Origin of the sequence: uncultured Lactobacillus sp. (assembly GCF_944327175.1) — a bacterium.
In the GTDB taxonomy this organism is placed as follows: domain Bacteria; phylum Bacillota; class Bacilli; order Lactobacillales; family Lactobacillaceae; genus Lactobacillus.
Genome location: NZ_CALVGT010000044.1, coordinates 1 through 18,781, shown reverse-complemented (window position 1 = coordinate 18,781; position 18,781 = coordinate 1). Strand labels below are relative to the sequence as shown.

The window sequence follows — 18,781 nt, the reverse complement described above, 5'->3', positions numbered from 1 at the left end:
TCCAAACCGCGGCTACTTCTTTAAGCGTCTGTTGAGCACATTGAACAGTGGGCATCTGACCATAAAGCATAAGCTCATTGGCATTTCTTTTATTTTTGAAGATCCTGTCCAAGCCCTCATAATAAATCGATCCTTTTCTTTTGAAAAGAGCTTGTCTGAGCTGATACAAAGCGGCGTTATAAATCTTATGAGCAAGCAATTTCTGCCGCACGGTCAAGCTCTGGAGTAGCCTTGATGTAATACTCACTGGCCAATTGGTCAATGAGTTCACTATTTCTCGGAATTGTCTTTTGTTTTTTCTTTCTTTTCGCTTGTACCATTTTCGTTTTACCTCCTTTCCTAATAATTCATCCACTGGCCATAGTGTTACTTGTTCGAAAAGTAATATAGATCACTGACTGTCTTTGGATTATTTCTATGATTTTAAATTCTTCTACATTCTCGTACCTCTGAGAATTATTATATCACGCCTCACCGAACTGGATACGAACAAAATGTAAAGAATTGATTTATTCTGTAAAAAGCAACAGTATGGACTAATTTGACTCAAAATTCTCTAACTATATGCGATCTCAGTGAAAAAAACTTCGGCTATAGCTGAATTATTAGCCAGCTATTCTGGCCAGAAGAGATCGTTTAGGGTTTTATCCAGGGCTCTAATGAATAATCTTTCTAGCACGTGAATCTTTCACGTACTTTTTTACCAAAATAAAATCCTCCAAGTTATAGTATACGTAGCTATTATTAGACGCATAAAATAATATAAAAAATAGTTTAAGAATATCATCCAAAGTGTTGCATTTACAAAATAGTTGTAAAATATAAAATGAATACGGTAACATTAGTGCTTTGTATTGGAGGATAAAAAATGAAGCATATTAAGTACCTAACATTTTTAGCATTGTCTATATTAGGCATTGCAGTTCTCAGCGGAAAGGCCTATGCTGCAACAGATGATGAAGTAACTACCTTGTACAACAAGGGCGTTGCTACACAAAAGATTGACTCTAGCCAATACAGTCTCTCAGATTTCAAGGAATTTGTCCAAGAAGCCGAAACTAATCTAGGTGTACAAAGCGGTAATTCTAAGATTAGTGTCGAATCTTTCTTGGAGCTGGATAATTATGGTGCTATGCCTGATGGATCTTCACCATATTCGAAATCTTCAACATCAAGCAATATTTATCGTGCACCAATGCTCAGAGCATCTTCATCCAGAAAAACAACCTTTACGAATAAGATTCAAAAAGGTGATATATTAATTATTGGTGGGACATTCGGACATGCAGCCATTGCTACCACAAACAAATACGTTCTTGAAATGCCCGGTGGTGGAAACATCGTTAATTGGCTCTGGACTCAATTAAAAGATAACAATAGCCAAAAAACAAAGACACATTGGATTGATTATTGGAGCAAAAAAGCAGGCAAAAACAAGATTCAAATTTGGCGGCCTAAAGACAAAGCTATGAGAGAAAAGGTTGCTAATTACGCTGATTATCGTTTTTGGAGCAGTACTCATTCTCTCACTAAAAACAGACACATCAATTATCAAATTATCCAGGGAACATCTGGTTTTAATCCTAATTATTGTTCACGGATGGTGTGGCAAGCTTTCTACCATGGGTCTGGCAACAAAAATGTTATCCAAACTTCCACAGCTGGTTTAACTTACATTTTCCCAGGCGCACTTGTAAATACCTTTACCTCTAAGTATCGTCCATATAAAGTAGGTACCTATTAACAATTAGTGGAGGATAAAAAATGAAAGCAATCAAGCGGCTCTATCATGAGCACAAGATCATCACGCTGATTCTGACCTCGCCAATCTGGCTCTTTGTTCTTTTCTCCGTATTGTTTACGGCCAACGAGATCTACAAGTCAACCCAGGAAGGCGTGGTAACAGAAATTTTGAACAAGACCCTGCCCCAGCATGGCTACAGCGACATCTACTATTTGAACCAAGTTAAGGCTGACAGCCATTTTGGCATGGGGACCACCTACGTCAGCAGCTTCTCAACCAAGCGAACAGTTAAAAAGAACCAGGCTCTCTTTGCCAAAGCTGGCAAGAAGATCGACAAGGGCGATGCTAACCTCCCTTATTACAAGGAAGTCACGGTCCGCCGGAGCGGCATGGGCTGGAAGGTCACCGTTTCTGACTCGATTGGACAAGAAGAAAGCAGCTATAGCGTGAAATGACAGCAAATAATAAATAAAATGGAGCAAGGACGGCCCTGCTCCATTTTTCGTCTAAAGCCCAACAAAAAAGCCGCCAGAAGCATAAAGCTTCCAGCGGCTTTCTTACTCAAGGCACTTGCCAAGCGGCAAATGTGGCTCCTTCTCGTTCACATCAAGGGTGTGCCAGCATCGACGCTTCCCGCGTCTGGCCAAAGGCCTGATGCCCTCTATCTCAAAAATACGCACCTTTGCGTTTTCCTCGACTCGTCGATATTCGATTATACCCTCTTTTCCAGGCCTTGTAAAGGCGGCTACTTGCCCAGCTTTTCCTTCAGCTTGAGCCGGCGCAGGTACTTGTTCAAGCTTTCCTGGACCAGGGTCGACAATAAGAAGCCCAGGGCAATCGACACAGTCACGATGGCCACCCGCATCATCATTTGCTGGGCCCCCAGGTACTCCCCGTCAATCAGCCACCTGACCACCATATAAGCCGGGGCGCCCGGCACCAGCGGCACCAAGCCCGGCACGCTGAACAGGATGACGGGGCACTTTTTCCACTTAGCCAAAAGGACGGCCACCAGGCCCACGGCAAAAGCCCCAAAAGCATTCGACAGCATCCGCCCAGCTTCCGCCCGTGCCAATAGCCAGTAAACCATCCAGCCGGCGCAGCCGCAGATTCCACTCCAGTGAATCACCCGGTGGGGAATGTTCACCGTCAAGGCAAAGCCGACCGTGGCAATATATGAGAAAACCAAGTTGATCAAAACATCCCAAAAGTTAAAACTAACCTGCATCCCCAGCATAGCTACGCTCCTAAAAATCTAATCATGATCCCGACCCCGCCACCTAACGCGATCGCCGTCATTACTGCCTCGCACATGCGGACAATTCCCGACACCCAGTCGCCCATGAACAGGTCCCGCAGGGCGTTGGTCATGGCCAGGCCCGGTACCAGGGTCATCAAGGCCCCGATCAAAATATTATTGACGTTGCTGGCTGGCACCAGCCAGCTGACCAGGATAGCCACCAGGCCCATCTCCATGGCCGCGATGAGTTCAGCCAAAAAGCGGACTTTGGTATGGCGCTTGAGCCAGGCATCCATCCAGTAGCCGCTGGCCCCAATCAGGCCGGCTACCGGAAAATCAACCCAGTCATAGACGTCCAAAAATAGGACCATCAAAGTCGCGCTCAAGCTCCCGGCCCCAATGACCTGCAGCCAGAAAGGAAAAGACGGGGTATGCTCCTCAACCTCGGTCAGCTTCTCCTCCAGCTGGCAAAGGTCGATCCGCTTGTCAGCAAATTCCCGGGAGAGCTCATTGACCCGGTCTACCAGCTCCAGGTTGATCGACCGCTCCTTGACCGATTCCAGCTCAGTCACTGAACTGGTCTCCCCATCATCCAGGCTGACGAAGAGGCCGGTTGGCATGGCAAAAACATTGACCTCCTTGATGCCGGCGTTGACAGCGATCCGGCGCATGGTGTCCTCCACCCGGTACATTTCGCTACCGCCGGCCAGCATGAGGCGGCCAGCCCTCAAACAAGTATGAACGACTCTTTTCATGTACGCGTCTGTGCTCATTTTTTTCACCGCGAGCCTGCCTAAAGGCAGCTAAATCAATTATTCATGGCTTCAATATCGACGACCTTGTCGACCCAGTCACCTCTGAAAAAGTCCCGTTCGTGACTGACGACGATGACCCCGCCCGGGAAGTTGACGATGGCCTTCCGCAGGCTGTCCTTAGTTTCATTGTCTAAGTGGTTGGTCGGTTCGTCAAGGAAAAGCAGGTTGGCCGGCTCAAACTGCATCTTAGCCAGCTTCACCTTCTCCTGCTCGCCCCCGGACAGTTCCTTAAGTGGACTCATGACCAATTGGGCGGTCAGCCCCATCCGAGCTAAAGCCTGCCGCAATTCCTTGGGCTTCTTCTGGTCAAATTCCCCTTCCAGGTACTGCAAGGGGGTCATATTCTGGTTGGGCCAGGTCAAATCCTGCTTGAAGTAGGCCAGCTTAGCCGTAGCCGACAGGTCAAAGCCCCCGTAGATCGGCGGAATCTGCCCCAAGAGGGTCTTAAGCAGGGTGGTCTTGCCGATCCCGTTAAAACCGGTAATAGCTACCTTTTCCCCATTGCCAACGGAAAAGTTGAAGGCTTCCTTAACCAAAGCCTGGTCGTAGCCGATCACCAGGTCCTGCGTCTGCAAAAGTAAGTTAGAGGCCGTTTCCACGTATGGGAAGTCAAATTTAGCCTTCTTGCCGTTTTGCGGAGGCGTCAGAATTTCCATTCTGTCCAGCTGCTTTTGCCGGGAGCGGGCGCTTTTGGCCCGGGTACCGGCTTTATTTTTTCTGATATAGGCTTCAGTCTTGGCGATCTGCCGCTGCTGGTTGGCATAGGCCTTCATATAAGTCTGCCGGTTAGCTTCCTTTTGCCGCATGGCCTGCTTTAATGTACCTGTATAGCGGGTGATGGTCCCGAAGTCGATGTCGATAATACAGTTGGTTATCCGACCTAAAAAGTCGTAGTCGTGGCTGACAACGATAAAAGCGCCGGTAAAATCATTCAAGTAGTCGACCAGCCAGTCGATGTGGCCGACATCTAAGTAGTTGGTTGGTTCGTCCAGGACCAGGACCTGGGGCTGCTCTAAAAGGAGCTTAGCCAGGATCAGCTTGGACCGCTGGCCCCCGGAAAGCTTGGAAACGTCCCGGTCAAAGCCCAGTTCGGCCAGGCCTAAGCCGCTGGCCACCCGGTCGATTTCAGTGTCCAGGTCGTAGAAGTTGTTTTCTTCCAGGTAGGTCTGCAGGCGCCCTGCCTTGGTTAAAAGGGCCTCATCGCCGCTTTCGCTGTAGTCGATATAAAGCTGGTTCAACCGGGCTTCGTCTTGGTAGAGCCGGTCAAAGGCAGTCTTTAAAAAGTCCCGCATGGTCAGACCGGGCGTCAGTTTGGCGTACTGGTCCAGGTAGCCGACGGAGAGCTTGTTTTGCCACTTGACTGTCCCTTCATCGGGGAGGATTTCCCCGGTCAGGATTTTGATCAAGGTGGACTTGCCGACCCCGTTTTGGCCGGTGACCCCCATGTGGTCTTCCTTGTTTAAAACAAAATTTGCGTCTTCATAGAGGGTTTTCTCCGCAAAACCCTGGGTCAAGCCGCTGACGGTCAGTAAACTCAAAATTTTTTCCTTTCTTACAGGTGAAAATCTTCCGCCTGCTTGCGCTCACGATCATACTTCTGCAGGGTCTTGAGGATCCGCGGCCAGAGATAGCGCGGGGCGGTCAAGTGCAGGTGGTCGTCAGCCACCCGGAAGTAGCTGGGACTGAGCTTGGTTAAGCCGGAGAGGAATTCCTCATCCAGGTGGTACTTGTCAGAGATCCGCTGGATTTCGGCAATGGCGTATTCGGTGTAAGACGAGCTCACGAAGACCAGGATGGCGCCGATGATGCCCCAGACCAGGGACTGGGTATTGGTCAAGGCAAAAGAGTGCCGGCAAATGTAGAACATGGCGATGAAAGTCATTACGCCGGCGATTCCGCCGTAGATGTATGGATAGTAGCGTTTTTTCACGAAAATCCCTCCTAATTCTATCAACTATCTTAACGTATTTTGCCCCCTGGATAGTAGGAAAATTATTGCTGAAAGGAAAAAATAAGAGGGATCCAGAATCCCTGGACCCTCTTATTCAACCACAATCTTTACCTTGTCATGCTTTTGAGCAGCTTGGGCAAACATTTCAATGAGCCGGTCACAAAGCTGCCGGGACTGGTCAAAGCGGAATTTCTTCTTGCGATAATTCAGCAAGTCATTGTAATACTCTTCCGCGTCCACGTAGCAGTCAGGCTCTTCTGCCCAAGGGCCTTGCTCAAAGAAATAGTCTCGGCTCATTTTTCCCCATTCTGACTTAGGAATTTTAGGATATTCAAAAAGGTCTTCCACAAATCCCTCCCAAACCCGTAGTTTGGTTCTGCCATAGGAAAAATCAACTTCGGGTTCATCTTGTAAGTCTCCATTATAAAAAGTCTCATCGACTTTGGTCTGGCCAGTGTCCATTTTTGAGCAGCTCCTTATCTTCTTCTGTTGCAGTTCCATTATTCCGATGCAGTATTGCTTCCGTCCATCTTTTATCCGAAATCCATACAGCACCAGATGATGTCCTTATTAAAGTCTCTTGTTCTCCTTTTTCATGTGCTTGTGGTCCATATCCTCTACCTTTCTTTCTCCTTGTGACACGCCAAGTCACCATATCATCAGGTGCATTGGGCGTCTTTGTATGCCATCTTGAATTGTATCTATAGTCACCATCGCTCCATTTAAAAGCTACTTGTAAATAGCCACTAGCTTTTCTCTGAGCTACTATTTTTGCATCATCTGGAATGGGTATCGGAGATCGCTTTCCTATAACGTACCTATCATAATTTTTATCTTCTAAAATGCAATTAATTATTCTCTGTTCATTGTCTTTAGCAATTAATTTAGATTCTTGTTCCTCCAATGACATTTGATTGCCGTTCGCTTGGCCGCTATTAACAGTACTACCCACGATGACACCGTCCAGCGTTTCTAACTTGCAACCTATTTCGAGGAATGATTACTGAGACGCCTTGTAATGTAGCATATTCAAACAGCTTGTATATGTCATTTTCATTACCACAAACTGAATAAACAACAATTGCATTTAAGTTGTGAAGATGATCAACGGTATATTTGATCATCTTTCTGGTCAATTGCCGTTCTTGTGGGTTTCGCATATGTCCTTTAGTACTAAAAGCCACAACTGAGCATTCTTCAAGTCCAGCTATTGACTCGTCAAAGTACTCTTCCGAATAGTACATGATATTCGGTATAACCACTGCACCCATAACTAACGATAACCAAATACCAACAATCCGAGATTTCCAAATACGATACAAATTCTCAAGGTGATGTACATCCCCACAAACCGAATAATCTGGTGTAATAAAGAAATTTACATCTTGATACTTTTTTTATATTTAGTTAAAAGTTTTTCATCGCCAAAGTATATCGCATTGTACAAACCATGAATCCCATCAAATTCATTATCATAATTATAAAACGAAACACACGTTTGAGGCGTATGATGATACAGGCCAGGTTCATTATCAAGAGCAATATAGTCTGGGAAAATTTCCGTATAGCAATAAAGATATGGAAGGTCATACTTTCCAATTCTTCCCGTCTTGTTAAGCCATTTTAAAAAATTTAGGTTCAATAATTTCTTCATATCTTTTGGAACATGAATTTCATTGCCTAAACTATCTAATTGTCTTTCTGAAACTTTGCGCATTTTGCACTTCCTTTCAAAAAAGTTACTTAACATGTGCTACAATTGTGTTGGATATAGAGTGCACATGTTGTACGAACGGCACATTTACTTTGCAAAGTAGATGTGCTTTTTTATTTTTTGTACGGTCATATATGCCACCACCTCCTCTCTTTCCAACTCTCTATTCAAGTCTTAGCCTTGTATCAGCAAACCCTCTGGACACTTGATACTCATTTATCATTTCTTCAGCAGTCATACCTATAGTTGCCTCATACGGTAACATTACTTCCCCACTCAACGCCTTGGCCTGCCATTCCATACTGCAATAAGCCGGTATAACATTTTCTGGATAGCCTTGGCTACTTAACGGACTAAATCCCAGTGACAATAAATAGACATGACATAGTTCATGACATATAAATCCTAACTTAGCTCCATCTTTGTAGCGATATGCAGCTGTATAAACTGATTCTCGTATGTAAATTGAGTATCCTTCGCATTCATAGTTTTGCACGCAAAATGACATCTCATTTTTGGACGCATTTCGATCAAACTCATCATCATCAATAATTTGATAAGTACATCCAGTGAAAACATCCGATAATTTTTCAAGAGCAATGAGCGGATCAAACGGCTCCGTCTCATTAAATCCAAAGAGTTGCCGAAAGATTTTAGCGTTATTCCGAAGAATCTTTCTACTTGTCGGCTTGGTCTTATAATCCATTTCTCTCCTCCTGATTAAGTAGCGTGATGATCTTCTCCGCTGTTTTTTCATCCATGTTATCAAACGATCGCGCAAACTTAAGTGCCGCCTCTCTTTTCAGAGGATCTGCGTTACTCAAATTAATTTTTGTTTGCGTCTTGGAATTCTCAATTGCAATCTTCATTTTTTCAACTTCAATATCATTTAGGTGATAGTGATCTGCTAATATGTTAAGCCATTTACTAGGCACGTTTTTCTTGCCATTTTCAACCGCAGATAGAAATGAAGCAGACACGCCTAACATTTGTGCCGAATCTCCCATAACCTCATGATTTTTTATTCTTAAAATCCGCATCTGTTCACCAAAATCAGTATAAGCCATTGTGTTTCCTCCTAATTTACATTATCATCTTAACCTAAATTAGGTTGAACTGCAACACCAAAAAAAGATAAACATTGCTGAAAGGGAAAAAATAAGGCCTGGCACTGGAAATTCTCCAGGCTGGGCCTTCTATCTCTCTTGAAAAAGCTGGCGAACCTTCCGGCTGTTTCTGACCGAAAAATACTGGACGTCACCAGTGATGAAGGTCAGCTTTTTCTCCTTCAAATCTACTTCTTTGACGTTGGCGGGGTTGATGACGCAGGATTCGCTGACCTGCACCAGGGCCGGGTACTTCTCTGGCAGTTCCTTCAGCTTGCCGATGAATTCCGCCCAGCCGGTCGTCTTGACCAGACGCAGCTTGTGGGGAACCGGCGTCGTCTCCACGTAAACCACATCCCCCATGCTCATGTTTCTGACGTCATGACCGAATCCGTAGCTGAAGGTGTTTTTCTGGATATAGCGGTACTTAGCGATTGCGTCCACCGCCTGCCCCAGGGAATAAGTGACATCCCGGCGCAGGTCGTCCGCGTTGCCGTTTTTGACGATAAAATTGCTGGCCCCCAGCCGTCTTTGGAAGGTCAGGAAAGCTGGCTGCACGTAATAAGGCAGACGTTGGTCGATGACCAGGTAACCTTGCCCATCCCTTTTGCAATAGTTGCCCGCCTCATCCCGGAGCTCTTTTAAAGGCCCCATAGCGGTAATAGACATTGCTTGCTTTATACCGCTTGTCAGACAGGATATAGGGCCCTAATTCATACTCACTAGTTAAAACCGCCAAGTCAGCCGCGGCCTGCTTGAACTGCTCCGTATCCTTGGGATAAGCCGTGATAAACTTGCCCGACTCAGTCCAGTCAGCGTTTTTGGAGTTTTTGACGATCCATTCACCCCGGCTGACCGTGAACTTCAAGCTGATTTTTTGCTTAAAAAGATAGTCAGCTGTTGCCCTTAAAAGCCCTTCTTCGTCCTTGCATCCGGCTGACAAGTGGATCTTCCAGCCCTGTGCCGGCAGCTTGCCTGGCGCCAACAAGTAGATCCAGTGGCGGTCACTCCAGGTCTGCCAGCCTGCTGGCGGCTTCACCTGGTAAGGCTGCATTTTAGGTGCCGCGTCTTCAAAAAAGCTGCTCTTTTCAGCTAAGAGAAAGGGCACGTAGTCCTCGATCGCGTACTTCATTTTTACTTGAACAAGTTGTCAAAAAAGCCGTAGAAGCTGCCATAAATGGTGTGAAAGCAAATCAAGCTGCGGCGGACGTCGCCGTTTTTATCCTTCTTTGCCTTCTTCAGCTGCAAATTCAAAACTTCTTCAATCAGGTTTTCCATTTTTCCCTGCCTCCTTGTGCCTACTAGTTTAGTGCCTTCCCTCTTGTTTTTCGCAAGAAGTCATTATCGGGCAAAAAAGGCTCATAAGCGCAAAAAAATACCCCTAGCTAAGCTAGAGGCATGATTGTCAGCACTACCAAGAATCACTGCTCCTTGGCGTAATTGAGTTGGCTTCGTAAATCGTGTAGTTGGTGATGGTCTCATTGCTGGAGAAGTCGACACCGTTGTAAGTCTCGTTCAGACTGTTCTGCCGGGTTTCCTGGTTGGTCAAGGTCTGCGTCGGCAGCCCCAGGCTCTTTCTCAGCTTGTTGGACCACTTCTGCAGTTCTGCAGTTGACGCGATCTGGAAGCTGGTCCCGGAAATAGTCGCGTCGTGGCCCTGGATGTAGCCACTGGAGATGTTGCTTGCCGCGCTTCTGTAGTTGATGGCCAGGCTGGTCATATCGCCAAAAGTCAAATTGGTCTTGATGTACTTGGCAAAAACTTTGAGCAGCTTCTGATAGTTGGCTAAACCGTTGACGGACATGCTCTTCTTGACCACGGCCTGGATGATCTGCCGCTGCCGCATCTGCCGGCCGTAATCCCCCCGGGGATCGTCATAGCGCATCCGGGCATAAGCGATGGCGTGGCGGCCGTCCAGGTGCTGCTTGCCCTTATGGAAGTCACACCAGTCATAGCTGAAACTGAAAGGCACGTTGACGTCAACCCCGCCTAAAGCGTTGACCAGGCTCTTCAAGGCCTTCATGTTAACTTCCACATAATAGTTGATCGGCACGTTGAGCATGGCCGAAACTGTCTTAACCGACCCGTTGCTGCCGCCAAACTGGTAGGCCGAGTTGACCTTGAACATGTAGTAACTCTGGCTGCTCGTTTCACCCAGAATCTCCGTCAAGGTGTCCCGGGGAATCGAAGTCATGGTCGCCTTCTTGGTGGTCGGGTTGCCGGTCACCAGGATGATGGTGTCCGAGTTCCCTTTGTCATGCCGCCCTTCCAGCCCCTGGTCGACCCCTAAAATCAAAATCGAGATCGGCTTCTTGGCCGCGATCCGGGAACTGGTCGCCGTGCTGCCGTTATTGCCGTTCATGCTCACCAGGGCTGAATGCAGGGAGAAGTAGGCATGCGCCCCCCAGGTCGCTGCTATTAGGACGACAAAAGTCACTAAAAGACCGATGATCGTTGGCAAGGGGCGGCGGGACTTTTTCAACAGGCCAGCCTGGACAAGAGTCACATTACGAAAAACTTTCTGTTGTCTTCTGCTGTGTTGCTCTTCCATGGACTGACCCCCTTAGTAATTTGCTATTATTTATTTTCGCATGAAAAAGGCATTTAATAAACCAAGCGTAGTAATATTTAGACTATCTTATTTTTTTGGCAAAAAGCCGCTTTGATAGTAGAATATCAAGTATCGTAAAATAGAACATAAAGTAATGAGAAAAAGAAGAGGTATTGTATGGAAATCCCTTATCGCAGTGAGGTTCCCAAAGAGCAGACCTGGGACTTGACCCGGGTCTTCAAGACTGAGGCGGACTGGGAGGCCGCCTTTAAGGCAGTCAAGCAGGAAGTCAAGGCCCTGCCGGCCTTGGAAGACGGCTTTACGGAGAGCGCGGCCGTCCTCTATGACCGCTTGACCCAGATTTTTGCCGTTGACCGCCGCCTGTCCAAGATCTACGTCTACGCCAGCATGGCCAGCGATGTCGACACCAGCAACCAGAAGAAGCTGGCCCTCAATTCCCGCGGCCAGAGCCTGGCTGCTGAATACCAGGCTGCTGTCGCCTTCATTCAGCCAGCTGTTTTAGCCTTGGGAAAAGAGGCCTTGGACGCCTTTTTCAAGGAAGAGCCAAGACTGGAAAACTACCGGCATTATTTGGAACAGATTGTCAAGCAGGAAGAACACGTTTTGCCAGCTGAAGAGGAGAAGCTGGTATCAGCGGCCGGGGATGCCCTATCAGCTTCCGCCAACACCTTCAACGTCTTGACCAACTCCGACCTGCAATTCCCTTACATTGAAGATGAAGACGGGGAAGCAGTGGAATTGACAGAAGCCAACTACGACATCTTGATCCAATCCCAAAACCGGGAAGTCAGAGAAGATGCCTTTGACGCCCTTTACGCTGGCTACGGCCAATTTGCGTCAACTTTTGCCTCCACCTTGGCCGGCAATGTCAAGGCCCACAACTTTGACGCCCAGACCCACCACTACCAGGACGCCCTGGCCGCGGCTCTGTCGGAAAACAACATCCCTGTCGACGTCTACAACCAGCTTTTGACCAGCGTCCACAAGCACCTGGACCTCCTCCACCGCTATGTCAACTTGCGGGAAGAGATCCTGGACCTGAAAGGCGACCTGCAAATGTGGGACATGTACGTGCCGATTACGGGCAAGCCAAGCCTCAGCTACAGCTTTGATGAAGCCAAAGCCCAGGCAAGAGAAGCCCTGCAGCTTTTGGGCGAGGACTACGTCAAACACGTCGACTATCTCTTCAACAACCGCTGCATCGACTACGTGGCCAACATGCACAAGCAAAGCGGGGCCTATTCCGGCGGGGCTTATGACACCGACGCCTATGAGCTCTTGAACTGGCAGGGGGACCTGGATTCCCTCTACACCCTGGTCCACGAAACCGGCCACTCAGTCCACAGCATGTACACCCGGGAAAACCAGCCATACGTGTACGGGGACTATCCGATTTTTGTCGCGGAAATCGCCTCAACGACCAATGAAAACTTGCTGACCAACTACTTCCTGGACCGGGTGACGGATCCGAAGACCCGGGCCTTCCTGCTCAACTACTACTTGAGCTCCTTTAAGGGAACGGTCTACCGGCAGACCCAGTTCGCGGAATTCGAGAAGTTCATCCATGAAAGCGACCAGGCAGGTGAAGCCTTGACGGCTGACTACCTGTGCGGCTTCTACGACCGGCTCAACCAGCAGTACTACGGCCCGGCGATCAGCCTGGGCAGCGACATCGATCTGGAATGGGCCCGGATCCCCCACTTCTATTACAACTTCTACGTATACCAGTACGCGACCGGCTTTGCGGCAGCGACTGCCCTGGCTAATAAGATTACTTACGGCAGCCAGGAAGACAAGGAGAAGTACCTGGACTTCCTTAAGTCCGGCTCCAGTGACTACCCGATCAACATCATGCAGAAGGCCGGCGTCGACATGACCAAGTCCGACTACCTGGAAGATGCCTTCAAGGTCTTTGCAGAAAGACTGGACGAATTTACTGACTTGATCAAAAAATTGTAGAAAGCAAAACGAAGCTGCTCAAAGTGAGTAGCTTCGTTTTTTGCTCTTTAATAAAACATATTCAATTCAATCTTAGTGGTGTGACGCGCCAGTAGCTGCATCTGGTTCAGACTTGATTTGGTTGACTGCAGTCACTGGGTATGGCTTGCGCACCCGCGGGTCAGTGCTGGATGGCTTGGTGTCGCCTGCGTACTGGAAGTCAGTCAGGCGGGCGTGCTTAACGTCTTCAATCGTCTTGCAGCCGGTCAGTTGCATGTCGATCTTCAATTCATCGTTCAATTCGTTGATGACTGAAGCAACCCCGTGCGGGCCACCCAAAGCCAGACCGTAAAGGTAAGGACGGCCAATACCAACCAGGTCAGCCCCTAAAGCCAAAGCCTTGAAGACATGGGAGCCCCGGCGGACACCACCGTCAAAGATAACTGGGCAACGGCCATTGACTGCTTCAACAACTTCTGGCAATACGTCGATAGTTGCCGGAGCACCGTCGATTTCCCGGCCACCGTGGTTAGTCACGTAAACGCCGTCCGCGCCGGCAGTCAAAGCAACTTCAACGTCTTCAGCACAGTTTACCCCCTTGACGATAACTGGCAAGCCGGACATTTCCTTGATCCGCTTGATATCGTCCGGGCCAATGTTCTGAGCACTGGAAGCGTACATTTGGGCAACAGTTTGCCCTTCGCCCTTGGCGCCTTGGAAACGGGTGAAGAAGTCAAGTGGTACCGGGAAGGCAAAGTTGGTCCGCAGGTTGGCTTCCCGGTAACCTGATACCAAAGCGTCAACCGTCAACAGGATTGCCTTGTAGCCAGCAGCGTTGATCGCGTCAAAGACCATCTTGTTGAAGTCCCAGTTCTTTGACAGGTAAAGCTGGAACATCCGCGGAGCATCTGGCACAGCAGCGGCGATTTCTTCAACCGGCTTGTTGCCGTAAGTGCTGGAAGTAAACATGGCACCGGCCAAAGCAGCCCCCTTTTGAGTAGCTACTTCAGCGTCAGCGTGGGAGATCCCATGGCAAGCGATTGGTGAAATCATGATCGGCGTCTTCAGCTTCATGCCCAGGAATTCAGTTTCAGTTGACGGGTTGTCCATCCCGGTCAAGGCCCGGGGAACGATCTGGTAGTGGTTGAAAGCGTTGGTGTTGTTTCTCCAAGTCCATTCATATTCTGAACCTGAGGCTACGTAGTAGTAAGCCCCTTCCGGCATGACTTCCTTGGCCTTTTCTTCAAGCTCATCAACGTTAACAAATTTTAAATCTTCATCTGCTTCGCTTTGCGGGAAGCCCTTGATGTAATGTGTCATGGAAATCTCCTCAATCATTAAAAAATTACTATTAATTACTATTAACTTACAAGGATTATCATAGCATTTAACCGCTTACTTTTGGGCTGATCTTTTACTTTTTCAGATCAGCTTAAAAAATTAGAAGTACTAGAAGTGCAGTTGCCCCATAGCCAAGCCGACCAGGTACAGGAAGATACAGATGATGGCGGTGTAGATCCCGCACCACTTGAAGGCCTGCTTCAAAATCGTGCCTTCGCTGCCTTCCTGGCCGATAGCAGTAGACGCAACCGTGATGGATTGCGGGGAAATCATCTTCCCGGCAGTAGCCCCGACCATGTTGTTGGCCACGACCCAAGTCTGACTCACGCCCAGGCTTTGAGCAGCTGAGGCCTGCAATTTGGCGAAAAGAATGTTGGAACTGGTGTCTGACCCGGTCACGAAAGTACCCAGGGCACCGATGATTGGCGCGATCAATGGGTAAACCGGACCCATGACCTTGACCAAAACAACCGCGATAGCACTGGTCATGCCGGCGTAGCCCATAACCTTAGCCAGAGCCACGATAGCGGAAATAGTCACCTCCGTCTTGCCGATCCCCTTAATCAGGTCCCAGAGGATACCAAAAGTTTCCTTAACGCTCAAGCCCTGGATCAGGGCCCCGATGAAGGTAGCCACCAAGATCAAGGTCCCTGGTGAAGACAGCCAGTTGAGACTGAACTGACCAGCATTTTTGCCAGTGTAAACCTGGAATTTAAGAGTCGCGGAGTTGAGCAGGCTGTTAACGGCTGGGAACAATGATGAAGCGGCCAAAACGAAGACGAAAACTAAGATAAATGGCGCGCAGGCTTGCAGCAGTTCACCAGCTGAGTGCTTGGCAATGTCCCCGGTAGAAGCGGCGTATTCCGGCACGTCCTTGTGCCGCTTGGCCAAAAAGGCCGTAACCAGGATGCAGACGATGGAACCGGCGATGGCTGGCAATTCCGCCCCAACGAACTTAGCCACCAAGATTTGCGGCAGGGCAAAAGCCAGACCAGACATGAAGGTAATGAAGCCTACCCCCTTGATAGCCTTGACGCCCCCGCCGACCAGGCCAACCAGGATGTAAGGGATGACCAGGATCAAAACGCTCAGCTGCAGAGATACCACGAAGGCCGTGTTCATCACGTCCAGGCCGGCAGTCTGGGCCAAGGTGATGACTGGCAGGCCGACCGCCCCGAAGGCAGTTGGAGTGGTGTTGGCTACCAGGCAGATAACGGAAGCTTCAATCGGGTTGATCCCGAAGGTCATCAAGATGCTGGCCGGGATGGCAACAGCGGTCCCGAAGCCGGCAATGGCTTCCAGGAAGCCCCCGAAGCCCCAGGCGATCAAGAGGACCAGGATCCGCTTGTCAGTCGTCAGACCACAGAGCATGTCCTGGATTTTTTGCATGGCGCCGGATTTAAAAGTTACCTTGGAGGTGAACATGGCGGCCACGATGATGTAAACAATCGGGAACAGGCCACCCAGGATCCCTTCCAAGGTCCCGGTCAAAGTATCAACGACTGGCAACTGGAAGGCTGTAATGGCCAGAATGATTGCCAGGATAAGAGAAATAACGGCTGCCTTGGCCGCAGGCATCTTCAGGGCTGTCAGAGAGATGATCAGCCAGACGATCGGGATCAAGGCAAAAATGAATTTAACCCACATTCATGTAACTCCTTCTATAAGTATTTTTCACAAGTATTATTGTACATGAAAGCGCTTAAAAAATCATCTGAATATTGATTTAAAACGTTGATATATCAGCGTTTGTACTTGAATTTATTTCACAATATTTTTGTTTGCTAAAAGAATGATCCAAAAAAGCCCCGCTATCGCGGGGCTCTATATATTTTTTTACAAACTTGTTTGTTAACAAGGTTGCCTCTATTGCTTGGCAAAAAAGATTTAAAAAATTTTGCTACTTAGCGTTAGGCGTACCTAATTTTTCCAAAACGTAGTCGCCGTCGCTGTCCTGGCTGATGATCCCCTTTTGGTAAGTGTCAGTCACGCTGGTGTCATCCTTGTCGTCGGTGTAAGAGAGATTGTGGGTGACCGTGTAGTTGACATAAGTCTTGCCGCCGCCGGCCGGGCTGGTGGACAGGACCTTGACGACTTCGTCGTAATCGGAGACTGAATCAGAATCATCCCAGTTGTCGTGCAGTTTCTTGATGCTGAGGTAGCCGGAATTGCTGCTGCCATTGACCCAATCTTTGCTGTCATTGTCGTCCCAGATATCCCGAAGGAGGTCTTCAGCATCTTCGGTACTTGCCAGGCCTGGCCAGGACGGAGTCAGGACCCAGCTGCCGTTGACGACCTTGATTTGGTCGCTGCTTTGGCTGTCGTCATCGTCATCGTCATAGTCATCGTCACTGTCATTTTCCTGGTCAGCTGGGGTAGTCACGTACTGGTCAAAGTTGTCGATCGTGTCTGACTTGCCGATGCCGGACTTTTTCACGTAGAGGCTCATCCCTGACGTGATCTGGTAGTCCTTGAAGCTGGCCTGGCCCTTGCCGTTCAGGTCGGCTACCTTCTTGTCATTGATGTAGACTTCCCCGTTAGGCACGCTGCTGACCGTGAAGCTGCCCGTGGTGATGTTCAAGCTGACCCGGTGGTTGCTGAAGAGGTCCAGCTTAACCGGGCTAGGTGAAATGGTCTTTCCGCTTAAGTTAGCTGAAACTGAGAAGGTGTAGCGGCCGGCGATTACCGGGTCCAGCTTCTTTTGGTAGTAGTCGCCGGACGCAGACAGCTTGCCCACGTTTTTCCCATTCATCTTGATCGTGGAATTGGCGTGGTTGGTTACGACCGTTGGCGAATAAGTCTTGACCATGAGCTTGTATCTCGGGAATAAGAAAAAGTAGTGGCCATCTTCACCTAAAGAAACGGATTTCTTAAAGCTGGCATCAAGTTCTTCCTGATTCTTCCACTTACTGCCCAGGTTATTAGCTGTGGTCTTGTTTTCCTTGTAGTATGTTTGCAGCGGCTGTACGCTCTTCTTGGTCAACTGGAAGCTGCTGTCGTCAGTTTTAACGTAAGGCGACAGATCCTGGCTTGGATCCTTCAGCGCGCTGATGATTCTGTCGATCTGTTTGTCCTTGGCGTAGTAAGATTTACCAAAGCCGTAACCAGCAGCAAGAATCAACAGAGCGACTACAACGATCACGGCTGCTATCTTTCCATGTCGCGACTTCTTGACGTCAACCCGTTTCTTGTATGGCTTAGCCTGCCGCAGCGGCTTTGTCTGCTGCATCGGTTGTTTCAGTTTAGACTGCTTGATCAGCTTTGCCCCGCAGTTGGCACAATACTGGTCGCCTGCCTTGTTCTTGGCACCACATTTGGCGCAAAAGACCATTTTTGCTTCCTCCCACTTCGATATATCTTAGTAAAGATTGTCAAGCCACGAGTTAACTGACTGATTAGTGATAAACGCGATCTTGGACACAAATTCCTTGAAGAACATGTGGACCACAATCATAACCACAATCAAAACAATGATTGAGATCACAAGCGCAAACTGCATCTGATCGATTTTTTCCGCCTTTTCTTCCAGCAAAACATAAATCAAAGCAAGGAAGCCAACGACTGCCGTCATATTGAACACAATTGCCTGCAGGCCCAAGCTGCCCATCAAAGCAAGAAGCCAGAACAAAACATTCAAGATCAAACTGTAAGCCGATAAGTGAGCATACCGGTTGAGATATCCCAAAAAGTCAAATTCAGACTTGGCAAAACGCTTCATGGCAAAGTAGTTGATAGCCAAAACTACCACTTGCCCTAGCACGAAACTGATTATTACATACGAAGAGAAGCTAGACTTTAACTCAGTAATAATCGATAAAGGAATTGGGAAGTTTGTTTCTAATGAACTGGCCAGCTTGTTCATGCCCGTAAGCACTGCCAATATGAAAAACAAGTCTTCCAAAATCAAGGTCGTCAAGCCGTACCACTTTTCAGCGGCCACCACCTCAGTCGGCTTCTTCCAAGCATGTAGCAGCCACTGCCAGTATGTGGACAGCACATTTACAACTTGGCCGCTGGCCTGACTGTCAGCCTGACCTTCCGCTTTCACTTCAGCTTCCTGTACAGGTGCTGCTTTTGATTCAGGCGCTACTGGGGCGGGCTTTTCCTCGCTTACTGCTACTTGGCGCAGGTCAGTTCCGCAATTAGTACAGAAATTGATATCTGCTCCCATTTCAGCGTGACAATTCGGACATTCTTTCATCTTAATCCTCCATTTTTATAGAAAATTAATACTTTCGCCGATTGTAAAATTAAACTGAACACTGTTCCGATCCAGTAAGAAAAATCGTTTTCACTGGATTAGAGCACAAAAAATCCATTTCAACCATCTGGTAGAATATGAATTACCACAAACATTTCT

The 18,781-nt window shown here is 48.1% G+C and carries 22 protein-coding genes and 1 pseudogene; 3 read left to right on the top strand and 20 right to left on the bottom strand.

Going from position 1 to position 18,781, the window contains the following annotated elements:
* Together Q0J41_RS05805 and Q0J41_RS05800 are read right to left on the bottom strand one after the other, a co-directional pair.
* Positions 1-211: pseudogene (locus tag Q0J41_RS05805) on the bottom strand (RNA-guided endonuclease TnpB family protein); the annotation flags it as partial.
* Positions 186-320: a hypothetical protein gene (locus tag Q0J41_RS05800; RefSeq protein ID WP_296227272.1), complete on the bottom strand. Its 135-nt coding sequence runs from the start codon at positions 318-320 to the stop codon at positions 186-188. The gene Q0J41_RS05800 and the pseudogene Q0J41_RS05805, both read right to left, overlap by 26 nt.
* A 548-nt stretch (positions 321-868) precedes the next feature.
* Between Q0J41_RS05800 and Q0J41_RS05795 the strand changes: the two genes are divergently transcribed.
* Positions 869-1,744, top strand: coding sequence for a hypothetical protein (locus Q0J41_RS05795; protein WP_296227270.1), 876 nt, complete (start codon positions 869-871; stop codon positions 1,742-1,744).
* Positions 1,745-1,764: 20 nt separating this feature from the next.
* Entirely contained in the window at positions 1,765-2,199 is a 435-nt protein-coding gene (locus Q0J41_RS05790) for a hypothetical protein (protein WP_296227268.1), read from the top strand.
* Positions 2,200-2,489: 290 nt separating this feature from the next.
* Here the strand turns inward: Q0J41_RS05790 and Q0J41_RS05785 are convergent, their stop codons facing one another.
* From Q0J41_RS05785 to Q0J41_RS05725, 14 genes are all read right to left on the bottom strand, one after another.
* Entirely contained in the window at positions 2,490-2,981 is a 492-nt protein-coding gene (locus Q0J41_RS05785; protein WP_296227266.1) for a threonine/serine exporter family protein, read from the bottom strand.
* A gap of 2 nt (positions 2,982-2,983) precedes the next feature.
* Entirely contained in the window at positions 2,984-3,757 is a 774-nt protein-coding gene (locus Q0J41_RS05780) for a threonine/serine exporter family protein (RefSeq protein ID WP_296227264.1), read from the bottom strand.
* Positions 3,758-3,792: 35 nt separating this feature from the next.
* A complete protein-coding gene (locus Q0J41_RS05775) occupies positions 3,793-5,337 on the bottom strand; it encodes an ABC-F family ATP-binding cassette domain-containing protein (RefSeq protein WP_296227262.1) in 1,545 nt (514 codons plus the stop codon).
* A gap of 14 nt (positions 5,338-5,351) precedes the next feature.
* Entirely contained in the window at positions 5,352-5,729 is a 378-nt protein-coding gene (locus tag Q0J41_RS05770; protein WP_296227260.1) for a hypothetical protein, read from the bottom strand.
* A 111-nt stretch (positions 5,730-5,840) separates the two neighbouring features.
* Positions 5,841-6,098, bottom strand: a complete 258-nt coding sequence (locus Q0J41_RS05765) for a hypothetical protein (RefSeq protein WP_296227257.1) — start codon at positions 6,096-6,098, stop codon at positions 5,841-5,843.
* A gap of 85 nt (positions 6,099-6,183) precedes the next feature.
* A complete protein-coding gene (locus Q0J41_RS05760; protein WP_296227255.1) occupies positions 6,184-6,654 on the bottom strand; it encodes a hypothetical protein in 471 nt (156 codons plus the stop codon).
* 40 nt (positions 6,655-6,694) lie between these two features.
* Positions 6,695-7,120: a DUF4417 domain-containing protein gene (locus Q0J41_RS08540; protein ID WP_366937243.1), complete on the bottom strand. Its 426-nt coding sequence runs from the start codon at positions 7,118-7,120 to the stop codon at positions 6,695-6,697.
* Between the two features lie 8 nt (positions 7,121-7,128).
* Complete coding sequence (locus Q0J41_RS05755; protein ID WP_296227253.1) at positions 7,129-7,467, bottom strand: hypothetical protein; 339 nt, start codon at positions 7,465-7,467, stop codon at positions 7,129-7,131.
* A 160-nt stretch (positions 7,468-7,627) separates the two neighbouring features.
* Complete coding sequence (locus Q0J41_RS05750) at positions 7,628-8,170, bottom strand: hypothetical protein (RefSeq protein WP_296227251.1); 543 nt, start codon at positions 8,168-8,170, stop codon at positions 7,628-7,630.
* Positions 8,160-8,531 (bottom strand): helix-turn-helix transcriptional regulator, encoded by a 372-nt coding sequence (locus tag Q0J41_RS05745; RefSeq protein WP_296227250.1) that lies wholly within the window; start codon positions 8,529-8,531, stop codon positions 8,160-8,162. The genes Q0J41_RS05750 and Q0J41_RS05745 overlap by 11 nt, the downstream gene beginning before the upstream one ends.
* Before the next feature lie 129 nt (positions 8,532-8,660).
* Positions 8,661-9,239, bottom strand: a complete 579-nt coding sequence (locus Q0J41_RS05740; RefSeq protein ID WP_296227247.1) for a LytTR family DNA-binding domain-containing protein — start codon at positions 9,237-9,239, stop codon at positions 8,661-8,663.
* On the bottom strand, positions 9,196-9,702 hold the full coding sequence (locus Q0J41_RS05735; RefSeq protein ID WP_296227245.1) for a hypothetical protein: 507 nt from the start codon (positions 9,700-9,702) through the stop codon (positions 9,196-9,198). The genes Q0J41_RS05740 and Q0J41_RS05735 overlap by 44 nt, the downstream gene beginning before the upstream one ends.
* Before the next feature lie 2 nt (positions 9,703-9,704).
* Complete coding sequence (locus Q0J41_RS05730; RefSeq protein WP_201330044.1) at positions 9,705-9,848, bottom strand: hypothetical protein; 144 nt, start codon at positions 9,846-9,848, stop codon at positions 9,705-9,707.
* Positions 9,849-9,981: 133 nt separating this feature from the next.
* Positions 9,982-11,121, bottom strand: coding sequence for an LCP family protein (locus Q0J41_RS05725; protein WP_296227240.1), 1,140 nt, complete (start codon positions 11,119-11,121; stop codon positions 9,982-9,984).
* 177 nt (positions 11,122-11,298) lie between these two features.
* Here Q0J41_RS05725 and pepF point away from each other — a divergent pair, with 177 nt between their 5' ends.
* Positions 11,299-13,101, top strand: coding sequence for an oligoendopeptidase F (pepF, locus tag Q0J41_RS05720; RefSeq protein WP_296227238.1), 1,803 nt, complete (start codon positions 11,299-11,301; stop codon positions 13,099-13,101).
* A 72-nt stretch (positions 13,102-13,173) separates the two neighbouring features.
* On the opposite strand, the gene Q0J41_RS05715 is transcribed toward pepF, so the two are convergent.
* The 4 genes from Q0J41_RS05715 to Q0J41_RS05700 form a co-directional block, all read right to left on the bottom strand.
* Positions 13,174-14,400, bottom strand: coding sequence for a lactate oxidase (locus tag Q0J41_RS05715; protein ID WP_296227236.1), 1,227 nt, complete (start codon positions 14,398-14,400; stop codon positions 13,174-13,176).
* 129 nt (positions 14,401-14,529) lie between these two features.
* Complete coding sequence (locus Q0J41_RS05710; RefSeq protein WP_296227234.1) at positions 14,530-16,068, bottom strand: L-lactate permease; 1,539 nt, start codon at positions 16,066-16,068, stop codon at positions 14,530-14,532.
* A gap of 253 nt (positions 16,069-16,321) precedes the next feature.
* Positions 16,322-17,752 (bottom strand): zinc-ribbon domain-containing protein, encoded by a 1,431-nt coding sequence (locus Q0J41_RS05705; protein ID WP_296227233.1) that lies wholly within the window; start codon positions 17,750-17,752, stop codon positions 16,322-16,324.
* A gap of 27 nt (positions 17,753-17,779) precedes the next feature.
* Positions 17,780-18,622 (bottom strand): zinc ribbon domain-containing protein, encoded by an 843-nt coding sequence (locus tag Q0J41_RS05700; RefSeq protein ID WP_296227231.1) that lies wholly within the window; start codon positions 18,620-18,622, stop codon positions 17,780-17,782.
* Between the last annotated feature and the right edge of the window lie 159 nt (positions 18,623-18,781).

Coding starts and splice junctions, on each gene's coding strand:
- Q0J41_RS05800 (WP_296227272.1), bottom strand. CDS start 320: ATGGTACAAGCGAAAAGAAAGAAAAAACAAAAGACAATTCCGAGAAAT.
- Q0J41_RS05795 (WP_296227270.1), top strand. CDS start 869: ATGAAGCATATTAAGTACCTAACATTTTTAGCATTGTCTATATTAGGC.
- Q0J41_RS05790 (WP_296227268.1), top strand. CDS start 1,765: ATGAAAGCAATCAAGCGGCTCTATCATGAGCACAAGATCATCACGCTG.
- Q0J41_RS05785 (WP_296227266.1), bottom strand. CDS start 2,981: ATGCTGGGGATGCAGGTTAGTTTTAACTTTTGGGATGTTTTGATCAAC.
- Q0J41_RS05780 (WP_296227264.1), bottom strand. CDS start 3,757: ATGAGCACAGACGCGTACATGAAAAGAGTCGTTCATACTTGTTTGAGG.
- Q0J41_RS05755 (WP_296227253.1), bottom strand. CDS start 7,467: ATGCGCAAAGTTTCAGAAAGACAATTAGATAGTTTAGGCAATGAAATT.
- Q0J41_RS05750 (WP_296227251.1), bottom strand. CDS start 8,170: ATGGATTATAAGACCAAGCCGACAAGTAGAAAGATTCTTCGGAATAAC.
- Q0J41_RS05745 (WP_296227250.1), bottom strand. CDS start 8,531: ATGGCTTATACTGATTTTGGTGAACAGATGCGGATTTTAAGAATAAAA.
- Q0J41_RS05740 (WP_296227247.1), bottom strand. CDS start 9,239: ATGTCTATTACCGCTATGGGGCCTTTAAAAGAGCTCCGGGATGAGGCG.
- Q0J41_RS05735 (WP_296227245.1), bottom strand. CDS start 9,702: ATGAAGTACGCGATCGAGGACTACGTGCCCTTTCTCTTAGCTGAAAAG.
- Q0J41_RS05730 (WP_201330044.1), bottom strand. CDS start 9,848: ATGGAAAACCTGATTGAAGAAGTTTTGAATTTGCAGCTGAAGAAGGCA.
- Q0J41_RS05725 (WP_296227240.1), bottom strand. CDS start 11,121: ATGGAAGAGCAACACAGCAGAAGACAACAGAAAGTTTTTCGTAATGTG.
- pepF (WP_296227238.1), top strand. CDS start 11,299: ATGGAAATCCCTTATCGCAGTGAGGTTCCCAAAGAGCAGACCTGGGAC.
- Q0J41_RS05715 (WP_296227236.1), bottom strand. CDS start 14,400: ATGACACATTACATCAAGGGCTTCCCGCAAAGCGAAGCAGATGAAGAT.
- Q0J41_RS05710 (WP_296227234.1), bottom strand. CDS start 16,068: ATGTGGGTTAAATTCATTTTTGCCTTGATCCCGATCGTCTGGCTGATC.
- Q0J41_RS05705 (WP_296227233.1), bottom strand. CDS start 17,752: ATGGTCTTTTGCGCCAAATGTGGTGCCAAGAACAAGGCAGGCGACCAG.
- Q0J41_RS05700 (WP_296227231.1), bottom strand. CDS start 18,622: ATGAAAGAATGTCCGAATTGTCACGCTGAAATGGGAGCAGATATCAAT.